Raw genomic sequence first — 11,412 nt, forward strand, 5'->3', positions numbered from 1 at the left:
GACATGCCCTAAGTCTCAGCCGCAACATCCGAAACATTTGTCAGACACGCCCTAGTCCAAGAATTAATTAAGGCGGCCGCCCTACGGTCGCCGCATGACACCGCAACTGGTCGCCGCCTCCGCGTCGGCGCCGTCGACGCCCACCCGGGTTCCGCCGGCCCGGCTGATCCGTGCACTGGAGCTCGCGCGTGCCGGGCTGGCCCGTATCCACCGCGCGATGGTTCCCGGGAACATCGCGCTGCTGGAACTCGCCACCGGCGCATGGACCACCCAGGTGCTCTACGTAGCCGCCACGCTCGGCATCCCGGACTGTCTGGCCTCCGGACCGCTGCGGTCCGCCGACGTCGCGGCGCGGGTGGGCGCAGATCCGGACGCCGTGTACCGGCTGATGCGCGCGATGGCCAGCCGCGGTGCGCTGCGGGAGCGGCGCGACGGCCGCTTCGCCCTCACCGCCGTCGGTGACGCGCTGCGGTCCGACAGCGAGGGATCCCTGCGCGACATGGTGCTGTTCATCGGCCATCCGGCCCGCTGGGCGGACTGGGGCGCGCTGTCGTACTCGGTGCAGACCGGCCAACCCGCCGCCGACATGCTGCGCGGCATGCCGTTCTTCGAATACCTCGACACCGACCCGGAATTCGCGGCGGTGTTCAACGACGCGATGACCGCGGTCAGCGGCTTGTCCAACGAGGTCGCGTTGCAGGCCTACGACTTCACCCCGGCCCGGCTGATCGTCGACGTCGGCGGCGGACACGGCGCGGTGCTGAGCCGCATCCTGCAGAGCGCCCCCGCGGCCCGCGGCGTCCTCTACGACCTGCCCGCGGTCGTCGCGGGAGCGGCGCCGCTGCTGACCGCGGCCGGTGTCGCCGACCGGTGCACGGTCACCGGCGGCTCGTTCCTGGACTCGGTGCCCCCGGGCGGCGACCTGTACGTGATGAAGAACATCATCCATGACTGGAACGACGCGGACAGCGCGACGATCCTGCGCAACATCCGCGCCGCGATCGCCGACGGCGGCACCCTGCTGCTCCTGGAGATGGTGCTCCCGCCCCGGGCCACCTCGTTCATCGGCCACATGCTCGACCTGGAGATGCTGCTGATGCTGCACGGCAAGGAACGCACCCGCGCGCAGTACTCGGAATTGTTGCGCGCCAATGGTTTCGAGCTGCGTCGGGTGATCCCGACGGTCAGCCCGCTGTCATTGCTGGAGGCCCGCGCGATCTAGCCGGGGGTCATCGTTTCCGCTCACGCACCTTGTAGGTCGACGGCCAGGATTCGCGGGTCTCGTCGCCGACGAGCGGCACGCCCTTGGAGCCGATCCTGATGTCGTAGGCCTCCTTGCCCGCGCCCACCTCACGGTTGGCGTGCTCGGTGGCCAGGTATATCAGCTGGTCGATCTCGGCTTCGGCGAACGCGACGAAGGTGGTCTTGCGGACGATCTCCTCCGCCGGCGGCACCATCCGGTCCGGCAGGATCCGCGTCAGCAACGCCGCGATTCCCAGCAGCGCGAACGGCACCACCCAGTAGCAGACGAACGACAGCGGCGTCTTGGTGTCGAGGATGGTCGCGTCGCCGTCCACGATCGGCGGAATGACCGACGACACCGTCATACCGGCGAACGCGGCGATCCAGATCCACGTCAGCACCGACGTGATGCGTCGGAAGGTCTCGTTCTCGACGACCTCCTTGGGCTGACCCACCACGGCGAACTCACGGATGAACGGCCGCCCGATGAGCGCGCTGACCAACGCGACGGCGAAGATGCCCGCGTTGCTCAGCGGCTGCAGCCACTGCTCCATGAACGACGCGCTGACGGTGAAGGTGAGCACCGTGAGGATCGCGAACACGACGACCGCGCCGATCTCCAGGGTGCGCCCCGGCGATCCGGAGACCCGCGCCGCGACCACCGCGGCGACCGACACCCCGAGTGCGATCAGCACGGCGGTGTGGAACGGGACGTTGCCGACGAGAACCCAGTAGACGAGCCACGGCGCGAAACCAAAGATGATGCCCACGGCAGGCAGTGTATTGAGTCACGCCGCGCGGCGGCAGCGTCCTATGTCACAAATGAGAATGTCGCTCTTGCGGGCGACGCCGTCGTTCACTCGTCGAGTGGCGCGAATCGGCCGTCGTCGTTCGGCCGGTAAGCGGTGACACTGATCACAGCTTCGGCAGGTAGAGAACCGTACAGATGTGGGAACACCATGCCATCGGGATCGGTCGGGACCCCCGGCTCCCAGCGGACAGGAGAGCCCAGGCGTGCGGGATCGATACGGAGCAGCACGAGGTCGCAGCGGCCGACGTAAAGCCGGTTCGCCGGCAGGTGTACCTGCGCTGGACTCGACAGATGCACGAACCCGGCGGTCCGCAGCGAGTCCGGCTCGTGAGATCCGGTGCGCTGGGCGGCAGCCCACTCCCGTTCGGTGCACAGGTGGACGAGGACGTCTGGCTGCGAACCCATTTGCGTACACCCCTTTTTCGGTAACGCCGGAATCCGTGAGACACGACACACCTGTAAACCCCCGGGGAACAAGGCTGGATCCCCAAGCGTCTGACAGAGTAGATGTACGTCGCTACCACCCAATGGAGGTGCCATGACCGCAACGCTTACCAGCCCTGAGTTGACCAAGGCTGATCGCTGCGACCGTTGTGGGGCCGCGGCCCGGGTACGGGCCAAGCTTCCCTCGGGTGGTGAGTTGCTGTTCTGCCAGCATCACGCCAACGAGCACGAGGCCAGGCTCATCGAGCTCGCTGCGGTCATCGAAGTGAGCCCGCTGCAGCCGTAGTCCCACCCATCGGCAATGCTGTTCTGGTCATGAGTGACCAGACAGCGTTGCCGCCGGGACAGCCTCCCGCGAAAGCCAGGCCATCACGCCACCACATCCGGCACATCACCGCCCGAACGTTGGGCAAAAGCTGGGATGATTCGATTTTTTCGGAGTCGGCTCAGGCTGCCTTCTGGTGCGCGCTGTCACTGCCGCCGCTGCTGCTGGGCATGCTGGGCAGCCTCGCCTACATCGCCCCGTTGTTCGGCCCCGACACCTTGCCGACCATCGAGAACCAGCTCATCAGTCTCGCGGGAAGGTTCTTCTCCCCCAACGTCGTCGGCGAGATCATCGAACCGACGGTGCGCGACATCGTGCAGGGCGCCCGGGGCGAGGTGGTCTCGCTCGGTTTCGTGATCTCGTTGTGGGCGGGCTCGTCGGCGATCTCGGCGTTCGTCGACTCGATCACCGAAGCCCACGACCAGACACCGCTGCGACACCCGGTCCGGCAGCGCTTCTACGCGCTCGGCCTCTACGTGGTGATGCTGATCGGCGCCATCATCACCGCACCGTTTCTGGCGCTGGGTCCGCGCAAGGTCGCCGAGTTCATCCCCGACAGCTGGGACACCGGCCTGCGCTTCGCCTACTACCCGGTGCTGTTCGTCGCGCTGGTGGTCGCGGTGAACGTCCTCTACCGGGTGTCGCTGCCCAAACCTCTGCCGACGCACCGGCTTCTGCTCGGATCGGTGCTCGCCGCACTCGTATTCCTGATCGCGACCTGGGGCCTGCGGGTGTACCTGACGTGGATCACCAGCACCGGATACACCTACGGCGCGCTCGCGACGCCGATCGCGTTCCTGCTGTTCGCGTTCTTCCTCGGCTTCGCGATCATGATCGGCGCCGAACTCAACGCCGCGATCGAAGAGGAATGGCCCGCGCCCCACACCCACGCCACCCGGCTGCGGTTCTGGCTCAAGGCAAAAGCCGAGTCACGGGCCGAAGCACGCAACGGGAACGGCGGCGGCACTACGTCTTGAGCTGCTCGTAGATCCGCTTGCAGTCGGGGCACACCGGTGAACCCGGCTTCGCCGAACGGGTCACCGGGAACACCTCACCGCACAACGCGACGACGTGGGTGCCCATCACCGCGCTCTCGGCGATCTTGTCCTTCTTGACGTAGTGGAAGAACTTGGGAGTGTCGTTGTCAGTCCCGTCGTCGACGCGTTCGTCGGTATCGGTGCGTTCGATCGTCTGGGTGTCCATGGCCCCTATTCTGCCTGGCCATCAATCGGTAAGAAACGCGATGGGCATACCCGCGCCGACATGTGGAACAGTGGAGGCATGAACGCCGGATTGAACCACTGATCTAGTGCGTGACTCCGAACTGAGTTTCGACGACGAGGGCCGCCCGGTTCTGATCACCCGGGCCGCGCTCGCCTACGAGGAGCAGCACCGCCAGCGGGTACGGAAGTACCTGACGCTGATGGCGTTCCGGATCCCGGCACTCGTCCTGGCCGCCGTCGCCTACAACATCTGGCACAACGGCCTGATCTCGCTGGCGATCATTGTGGTGTCTATTCCGCTGCCGTGGATGGCGGTGTTGATCGCCAACGACCGGCCGCCGCGCAGCGCCGAGGAACCGCGCCGCTACGACGCGCCCCGTAAGATTCCGTTGTTCCCGACCGCCGAGCGTCCCGCGATCGAACAGCACCAGCCCGGCGCGCCGCAACCAGGCAGCCGCGATACGCGCGGTGAGACCGCCGGCTGAGCGGCTTCTGGGCCTATTCTCAGCACATTCTCAGGTCGTGGGCTGAAAACCGCAGATCAGGACGTGTGAACCTCCGAAAAGGTGGGAACTCTTTGCCCGCTCCGGGCGTTGTAGCTCGTGAAAGTTCCACCCGATCAGGAGGCCGCCATGGCAAATGCCACCATTAGCCGCATCGACCAAGATCTGGATGCTCAAAGCCCCGCCGCTGACCTGGTGCGCGTATACCTGAACGGCATCGGAAAGACCGCTCTGCTCACCGCCGCCGACGAGGTCGAGCTGGCCAAGAGGATCGAGGCCGGTCTCTACGCGCAGCACCTGCTTGCGACGAAGAAGCGCTTGGGCGAGAACCGCAAGCGTGACCTGGCTGCGGTGGTTCGAGACGGTGAGGCGGCGCGGCGGCATCTGCTGGAGGCGAACCTCCGACTGGTGGTGTCGCTGGCCAAGCGCTACACCGGGCGCGGCATGCCGCTGCTGGATCTGATCCAGGAGGGCAACCTGGGCCTGATCCGCGCGATGGAGAAGTTCGACTACGCCAAGGGCTTCAAGTTCTCGACGTACGCGACGTGGTGGATCCGCCAGGCCATCACCCGCGGCATGGCCGACCAGAGCCGGACCATCCGGCTGCCCGTCCACCTGGTCGAGCAGGTCAACAAGCTCGCGCGGATCAAGCGCGAGATGCACCAGAACCTGGGCCGTGAGGCGACCGACGAGGAACTCGCCGAGGAATCGGGCATCCCGGTGGAGAAGATCAACGACCTGCTCGAGCACAGCCGCGACCCGGTGAGCCTCGACATGCCCGTCGGCAGCGACGAGGAGGCCCCGCTGGGCGACTTCATCGAAGACGCCGAGGCCATGTCGGCGGAGAACGCGGTGATCTCCGAGCTCCTGCACACCGACATCCGCTACGTGCTGGCCACGCTCGACGAGCGCGAGCAGCAGGTCATCCGGCTGCGGTTCGGCCTCGACGACGGCCAGCCGCGCACGCTCGACCAGATCGGCAAGCTGTTCGGCCTGTCCCGCGAACGGGTCCGCCAGATCGAGCGCGAAGTGATGGCCAAGCTCCGCAACGGTGAGCGCGCCGACCGGCTCCGCTCCTACGCCAGCTGAGCGACGCCGCCCGATCGACCCCGAAAAGGCCCGCCGAGAACATCGGCGGGCCTTTTCCATCGCCCGCGTCGGTGTAACCCGTGTCGCGTCGGGAAGGACGGCTGCGGGCCGTCGGGGCCGGTAGACTCCTGTCGGACGGAGGGTGTGCAATGAACGATCTAGTCGATACCACCGAGATGTATCTGCGGACGATCTACGACCTCGAGGAAGAGGGCGTGATCCCACTGCGCGCGCGCATCGCGGAGCGTCTCGAGCAGAGTGGCCCCACCGTCAGCCAGACTGTCTCCCGGATGGAGCGCGACGGCCTGCTTCACGTCGCCGGTGACCGGCACCTCGAACTGACCGACAAGGGCCGTGCGCTCGCGGTCGCGGTGATGCGCAAGCACCGTCTCGCCGAGCGCCTCCTCGTCGACGTCATCGGTCTGCCGTGGGAAGAAGTGCACGCCGAGGCCTGCCGCTGGGAACACGTGATGAGCGTCGACGTCGAGCGGCGCCTCGTGCAGGTTCTCAACAACCCCACCACCTCCCCGTTCGGAAACCCGATCCCCGGCCTGTCCGAGCTCGGCGTCGGCGACGATCTCAGCGACGAGGCACTGAGCCTGGTCCGGCTCACCGAACTGCCCGCCGGCATGCCCGTCGCGGTCGTGGTGCGCCAACTGACCGAGCACGTGCAGGGCGACGTCGAGCTGATCGCCCGGCTCAAGGACGCCGGCGTCGTGCCGAATGCCCGTGTGACGGTGGAGACCAACGACCACGGCGGCGTGATGATCGTCATCCCCGGCCACGAGCAGGTCGAGTTGCCGCACGAGATGGCCCACGCGGTCAAGGTCGAAAAGGTCTGATTCGCTAGGACGGGCAACCATCGCGCCGGTGGCTGCGACTGGCTGCGATTGTCGGGCGCAGTCATCCGTGGGCCCACGCATCACCTACCTGCCTGCTCTATCTGAAATGGCGACCACACCGCGCGTTTCGGAACCTCTGACCGCTGTACTGCGAGTCGCACCGTTTGATCAATCAGCTCGTGTGTTCTTGGCAAAGAACAGGACTCATCTCGGCCTGTTCATCCTCCATCGGCCGGCCTCTGTGTTTCCGACCGTACCTAGGAACTCAGGCCTGCGCGTGGTTGAGTGAGGATGTCAAACGTTTCGACGGCGTGATGGAGTCGCGATGCGGTGGGGGCGGATTCTTTCGGCTACAGCACTATGCGTGTTGACCGTTGCAACGACGCCTGCGGGAGCACAACCCGCCCCGGACAACGACTCGGAAGCCCGGGCGCCGAGCCTCAGTTTGGCAACGCTGGGCTCCAGCTCGTCCATGAGCTTCTACGGCCAAGCATCTGAGCAGACGATCACCCTGCCGGTGCAGACCGGCCTCGTTGATCGCGCTCATCGGAAGTCCTCAGGTGTGCTCGCCGAAATTCCTCACCTGTGAGCAGCGATCAGTGTAGTTGTTGGCGGTTGCCGGTGGTGGTTCGGCGCAGGGTTTCGGCGGCAGCTTGGTGGTCACGCAGGCGGTAGGACTCGCCGTCGAGGTTGATGACTATCGAGCGGTGCAGTAAGCGGTCGAGCATGGCGGCTGCGACGGTGGTGTCTCCGAGGATTTCGCCCCAGGCGCCCACTCCACGGTTGGTGGTGATGACGATGCTGGTTTTCAGATAGCGTTGGGAGACAACCTGAAACAGTGCCGAGGCCGCCTCTGCCGGTAATGGTAGATAGCCGAGTTCGTCGATTACGAGCAGCGTCGGCCCGGCGTAGAAACGCATAGTGGTAGCCCAGCGGCCTTCGATCGCGGCACGATGGCAGCGGGCCGCGAGATCCGCGGCGGTGGTGAAGTAGGTGCGGTAGCCGGCATAGGCGGCGGCCCTGGCCAATCCCACGGATAAGTGGGTTTTCCCGGTGCCTGGTGGGCCGATGAGCAGGATGTTGGTCGCCGATTCGAGGTAGCGGCAGGTGCCCAGCTCGTCGATGAGGTTGCGGTCGATCCCGGCGGCGGCATCGACGTTGAAGTCGTCGAGGGTGGCCGGGGTGGGCAGGCAGGCGAACCGCAGTCTCCCGGCGAGCCGGCGGGCGGTGGAGGCTTCCACTTCGACGGCCAGCAGCCTTTCCAGGGCGACGGTGAGCGAGAGCCCTTCGGCGCTGGCCTGGTCCAAGACCGCAGGTAGGGCTTCGGCGGCGGCAGCCAGTTTGAGTTCGGCCAGGTGCGAGCGCAGCTGCTGGTAGCGGCTCGCCGCTGCTGAGGGCGATTCCTCGGCGATGGTCGTGGTGGTGGTCTTCGGGGTGCGGCCGGTAGGGGTCACTGAATGGTCCTTTTCTGGGCGGCCCGCTCGTAGGCAGACAGATCGATCACGGTGGAATCGGTGGACGGAGTGCGGGATTCGTCAATACCTTTAGCGGTGTCGTGCTGCTGAAGCAGTTGCGCGGCAGCGGCTTTAGCTGCCGGCCCGGGTGGGATGCGTTCCTTGCGGCGGTGCGGGCGCCCGGTCATGGAGGTGGCCATCGCGGCGCTGTCCAACGCGATGACATGGCCGCTGTCACGCACCATCACTCCGAGCCCGTCAGCGGCCATCCGATGCCGGGCGATCACGATCCCGCTGGCGGTGGCGATATCGCAGAACTCGCCGCCGACTGGATGTGACACCACCACCTGGGCGGCGGCCAGTTCCGGGGGCACCGAGTAGCGGTTGCCGCGGTAGGACACCAACGCTTGGCGCGACGCGGTGCGGGTCTCGGAAACGATCATCGGATACGGCACCGCCGGCACCGGAGCCAGCGGTTCGGTCTTGGCCACCGCGGCGACCGAGGACCGGCCGTCGGCGGTGGCCCGTAGCCGGGTATCGCCACGCACTTGGGCGAAGCGGTCCAGGCTGGCTTGGGCGGCCTCGACGGTCATGTCGTCGGCCAGAGTGCGCCACCAGCGTTGCGCGGCAGTGTGGTTGGCCTTTTCCACCACACCTTTGCGGTTGCCGCGCCGCGGCGGGCAGATCGCCACCGAAACCCCGTAGTGCTTGGCCACCCCGGCGAACGAGGCGGTCACCCGGCCGCTGCCGGGGTCGCAGACTGTGGCCATCCGGTCAAACCGCCACACCCGTGTGCACCCACCCAAGCCGCGGGTCACGCGGTCAAGGCCGGCGACCAGATGCGGTTGGTCCTGCGAGGGCGACAACGACCCTCGCCATTTGGCCGAATGAGCCAGCGAGCCCACCAGCAGGTGCGCGGTCTTGCCCCACCCCCAGAACTCGGGCGGATCGGGCAAATCCAGCCAATCCCATTGGGTTTCATCACCGGGCTCGTGCGGGATCACCGCGTTCGGACGCTGGGTGACCGAACGGCACGCCTCACACACCGGGCGCAGATTGCGGGCTCGGATGTTGCGGGTCAGGCTTTGATACGACAGCGCGAACCCGAGATCCTCGAGCTCGTCGTAGAGGGTGCGGGCCCATAGATGCGGGTCCTCGACCAGGCGGGCGGTGACGTATTCGACGAACGGCTCGAACGGGTCCGGGCCGCGGCGAGCCCGGACCCCGGGCTCCCCGTCACCGTCGAGGTACTTGCGGACCGTTTTGCGATCGAAGCCGGTGTGGCGGGCGATCGCCGAGATCGACCAACCACGTTTGCGTAGGGCATGTACTTCCAAGTCGTCCTCCCATGTGAGCATGAGAAAGCGGGCCTCCTTCGATGGAGCAACTGGCGTCAGACACCAGCAGCTTCGAGGGAGGCCCGCCCTTCTCGGCGGAGCCACACGGGTGGGGAATTTCGATGAGCGTCAGTGGGGAAATTCAGTGAGCGCGGTCATCGTTCCGCGCGAGTTGACAGCCAATGTCTGGGCACCGGTCGATGTGCGTAGCGCCACCATCACGGTGACCCAGGACGAGCGAGTTCTGTCCCGGATCGAGGTACCGCGCGAGGGTCCCGCGCCGATGCGCATCCCGCTCGCTGGTGCGGTGGTGTCCGACAATGCTGTCACCATCACGCTGAGCGCCCAGATGCTGGCATTTGAAGGCTATTGCCTGGACTCGACGAATCCGTTGCGTCTCAACGATATTGCGCTGGGTTTCGACGGTATCGAACAGCATCCCGAGACGGTGGCAAACTTCTTGCCGCCCGTGCTGCGCCGGTTGACGGTGTTCGTTCCGGCCACACCCTCGCGGGCCGAGTCCGACGCCGCGGTGAAGTTGACCGACGCTATCGTCGCGCACTACGGGCAGCAGTACACCGACGTGAAGCTTGCAGCGTTGCCCGATAACAGCACCATCCCACCCGACCCGGCGCTGCCCCTAGAGCGACAGATCGTCATCAGGGAGCGAACGGACAATCAGCTGAGCTTGCAGGACAGTACCGGGATGCCGTCTCTGCTCATCTCCGGAACGCCGGCCGAACTGGGCAATCAGGCCCGGCTGCTGTCCAGCGACCTCTCCCAGCTTGCGCTGAGCTCCGGAGCGGCGGTCGGCCCGCTGCGATCCACTTCGGTGCTTCCCGGGGACAACACCACGCTGCGCCAGATAGGTCAACCGCAAGTCAGTTCTGTCTCCCTCGCACCGAGGGTCACCATCGGAATAGACCAGACCCGTTTCGGGCGGTCCGTGCGCGGTGTACGGGTGAACTTGAAGGGGTCCTACACTCCGCTACCGACTACCATCAGTGGACGACTCGCCGCCCTGGTCGACGGCAGAGCTGTCGATCAATGGAACGTCGATCAAACCGGTGTGATCGACCGCTGGATAGCCGTTCCTGACGATGCGCTCACGCGATTCACCAGCATCACCGTCGCGCTCGACATCACCGGTAACACCGGTCGCTGCGGCGAGTTTCAACCACTGACACTGATGATCGATGACATCAGCCCGGTCGACAGCACGCGTGCGGACCCACCGCAGCCGATGGGCTTCCAATCGCTACCCCAAGCGATGATGCCCAATGTTCAGATCGGTCTGGGAACGGATGCATTCGCCGACACCTCACGAGCGGTGAAGCTGGTCATGGGGTTGCAGCGGGTCAGTGCCATGCCTTTCAACACCACCGTGGTTTCGGCCGATGAGGCGCTGGCCGGCACAGAGCCCGCGATCATGATTGCGGCCGACGAATGGTCACACCCCGACGTGCACCTGCCTGTTGGCGGTGGGGGCGACCAGGTCGACACGATCGAGGGTTTTGACGACGACAGCAACGAGGCGACATTGACGTTGCAGCCGGGTTTCCGCTTCGGCTCCCTGCAAACGGTTTTCGACGGCGACCGCGAGCTACTGATCGCCACCTCGACCAACGCACCGCAACTGCTCGACGGTTTGCTCGACTGGCTCAACGAAGATATTCGGAGGTGGACGAGCCTCAATGGGATTGCGATCCTCGCTCCCCCAGAGCGAGCGCCGGTCATCGTGGCCGCGCCCAACACGCCCCAGGACGCCATCGCGACTCCTCCCGCCAAGGGCCCCGGCAAAACCTGGTGGTATGTCGGTGGCGCCGTCTTCGCGGCGCTAGCCCTCGCCTTACTCGTCATGCTGCTGCATTCACGCCGGCGTCGGGCCGATGACGGCGGTTGAACCTGTCCTGCCCCCGGCGCGGGCACCCAAAACTCCGTGGCTGCGCGACCGCAGCCCCACCACACGGCTGGTGCTGCGCTGGCTGTTCATCGCACTGGCGACCGGCATCGCCTTCCACACATCGATTGCCAGCATCCTCGACACAGCATTGCGCGGTGGACTCAACGGATACGTGTTGATGGTCTGAAACGCCCTGGGTTTCCCGGAGGCTCGGGCTATTGGATTCCGATCAAGGGTTG

At 66.0% G+C, this 11,412-nt stretch carries 13 protein-coding genes; 8 read left to right on the plus strand and 5 right to left on the minus strand.

The features are described 5' to 3' along the window. Positions 1 to 94: 94 nt before the first annotated feature. On the plus strand, positions 95 to 1,222 hold the full coding sequence (locus tag BST38_RS28520) for a methyltransferase (protein ID WP_083146900.1): 1,128 nt from the start codon (positions 95 to 97) through the stop codon (positions 1,220 to 1,222). Positions 1,223 to 1,229: 7 nt separating this feature from the next. Here the strand turns inward: BST38_RS28520 and BST38_RS28525 are convergent, their stop codons facing one another. Both BST38_RS28525 and BST38_RS28530 read right to left on the minus strand, forming a co-directional pair. After that, complete coding sequence (locus BST38_RS28525) at positions 1,230 to 2,012, minus strand: hypothetical protein (protein ID WP_083146901.1); 783 nt, start codon at positions 2,010 to 2,012, stop codon at positions 1,230 to 1,232. An 86-nt stretch (positions 2,013 to 2,098) separates the two neighbouring features. After that, a complete protein-coding gene (locus BST38_RS28530; RefSeq protein WP_083146902.1) occupies positions 2,099 to 2,458 on the minus strand; it encodes a DUF952 domain-containing protein in 360 nt (119 codons plus the stop codon). Between the two features lie 133 nt (positions 2,459 to 2,591). On the opposite strand from BST38_RS28530, the gene BST38_RS28535 reads away from it, so the two are divergent. After that, positions 2,592 to 2,783 carry a DUF7455 domain-containing protein gene (locus BST38_RS28535; protein ID WP_083146903.1) on the plus strand — a complete coding sequence of 64 codons (192 nt, stop codon included), beginning with the start codon at positions 2,592 to 2,594 and terminating at the stop codon, positions 2,781 to 2,783. 29 nt (positions 2,784 to 2,812) lie between these two features. Then, positions 2,813 to 3,799, plus strand: coding sequence for a YihY/virulence factor BrkB family protein (locus BST38_RS28540; protein WP_083146904.1), 987 nt, complete (start codon positions 2,813 to 2,815; stop codon positions 3,797 to 3,799). Here BST38_RS28540 and BST38_RS28545 read toward each other — a convergent pair. Next, entirely contained in the window at positions 3,789 to 4,025 is a 237-nt protein-coding gene (locus BST38_RS28545) for a DUF3039 domain-containing protein (RefSeq protein WP_083146905.1), read from the minus strand. The two genes, BST38_RS28540 and BST38_RS28545, sit on opposite strands and share 11 nt — an antisense overlap. Before the next feature lie 106 nt (positions 4,026 to 4,131). Here BST38_RS28545 and BST38_RS28550 point away from each other — a divergent pair, with 106 nt between their 5' ends. The 3 genes from BST38_RS28550 to BST38_RS28560 all read left to right on the plus strand — a co-directional run bounded on the left by BST38_RS28550 (position 4,132) and on the right by BST38_RS28560 (position 6,479). After that, on the plus strand, positions 4,132 to 4,530 hold the full coding sequence (locus tag BST38_RS28550; RefSeq protein WP_083146906.1) for a DUF3099 domain-containing protein: 399 nt from the start codon (positions 4,132 to 4,134) through the stop codon (positions 4,528 to 4,530). A 147-nt stretch (positions 4,531 to 4,677) separates the two neighbouring features. Further along, a complete protein-coding gene (locus BST38_RS28555) occupies positions 4,678 to 5,637 on the plus strand; it encodes a sigma-70 family RNA polymerase sigma factor (protein WP_083146907.1) in 960 nt (319 codons plus the stop codon). A gap of 149 nt (positions 5,638 to 5,786) precedes the next feature. Beyond that, the gene (locus BST38_RS28560; protein ID WP_083146908.1) at positions 5,787 to 6,479 is read left to right on the plus strand and encodes an iron-dependent transcriptional repressor DtxR; all 693 of its coding nucleotides are present in this window, start codon (positions 5,787 to 5,789) and stop codon (positions 6,477 to 6,479) included. 596 nt (positions 6,480 to 7,075) lie between these two features. Here the strand turns inward: BST38_RS28560 and istB are convergent. Together istB and BST38_RS28570 are read right to left on the minus strand one after the other, a co-directional pair. Next, complete coding sequence (gene istB / locus BST38_RS28565; RefSeq protein WP_083146909.1) at positions 7,076 to 7,933, minus strand: IS21-like element helper ATPase IstB; 858 nt, start codon at positions 7,931 to 7,933, stop codon at positions 7,076 to 7,078. After that, on the minus strand, positions 7,930 to 9,291 hold the full coding sequence (locus BST38_RS28570; protein ID WP_083146910.1) for a Mu transposase domain-containing protein: 1,362 nt from the start codon (positions 9,289 to 9,291) through the stop codon (positions 7,930 to 7,932). The genes istB and BST38_RS28570 overlap by 4 nt, the downstream gene beginning before the upstream one ends. A 124-nt stretch (positions 9,292 to 9,415) precedes the next feature. Here BST38_RS28570 and BST38_RS28575 point away from each other — a divergent pair, with 124 nt between their 5' ends. After that, positions 9,416 to 11,173, plus strand: coding sequence for a hypothetical protein (locus BST38_RS28575; RefSeq protein WP_083146911.1), 1,758 nt, complete (start codon positions 9,416 to 9,418; stop codon positions 11,171 to 11,173). Further along, a complete protein-coding gene (locus BST38_RS28580) occupies positions 11,160 to 11,360 on the plus strand; it encodes a hypothetical protein (protein WP_083146912.1) in 201 nt (66 codons plus the stop codon). Before BST38_RS28575 ends, BST38_RS28580 begins: the two co-directional genes overlap by 14 nt. The last annotated feature ends 52 nt before the right edge of the window (positions 11,361 to 11,412 follow it).

It is taken from the genome of Mycolicibacterium parafortuitum, from assembly GCF_002086815.1.
In the GTDB taxonomy this organism is placed as follows: Bacteria; Actinomycetota; Actinomycetes; order Mycobacteriales; family Mycobacteriaceae; genus Mycobacterium; species Mycobacterium parafortuitum.

Bases quoted from the DNA above. Each gene is read 5' to 3' on its own strand.
- BST38_RS28535 (WP_083146903.1), top strand. From the start codon at position 2,592: ATGACCGCAACGCTTACCAGCCCTGAGTTGACCAAGGCTGATCGCTGC.
- BST38_RS28540 (WP_083146904.1), top strand. From the start codon at position 2,813: ATGAGTGACCAGACAGCGTTGCCGCCGGGACAGCCTCCCGCGAAAGCC.
- BST38_RS28570 (WP_083146910.1), bottom strand. From the start codon at position 9,291: ATGCTCACATGGGAGGACGACTTGGAAGTACATGCCCTACGCAAACGT.
- BST38_RS28555 (WP_083146907.1), top strand. From the start codon at position 4,678: ATGGCAAATGCCACCATTAGCCGCATCGACCAAGATCTGGATGCTCAA.
- BST38_RS28560 (WP_083146908.1), top strand. From the start codon at position 5,787: ATGAACGATCTAGTCGATACCACCGAGATGTATCTGCGGACGATCTAC.
- BST38_RS28520 (WP_083146900.1), top strand. From the start codon at position 95: ATGACACCGCAACTGGTCGCCGCCTCCGCGTCGGCGCCGTCGACGCCC.
- BST38_RS28580 (WP_083146912.1), top strand. From the start codon at position 11,160: ATGACGGCGGTTGAACCTGTCCTGCCCCCGGCGCGGGCACCCAAAACT.
- BST38_RS28530 (WP_083146902.1), bottom strand. From the start codon at position 2,458: ATGGGTTCGCAGCCAGACGTCCTCGTCCACCTGTGCACCGAACGGGAG.
- BST38_RS28545 (WP_083146905.1), bottom strand. From the start codon at position 4,025: ATGGACACCCAGACGATCGAACGCACCGATACCGACGAACGCGTCGAC.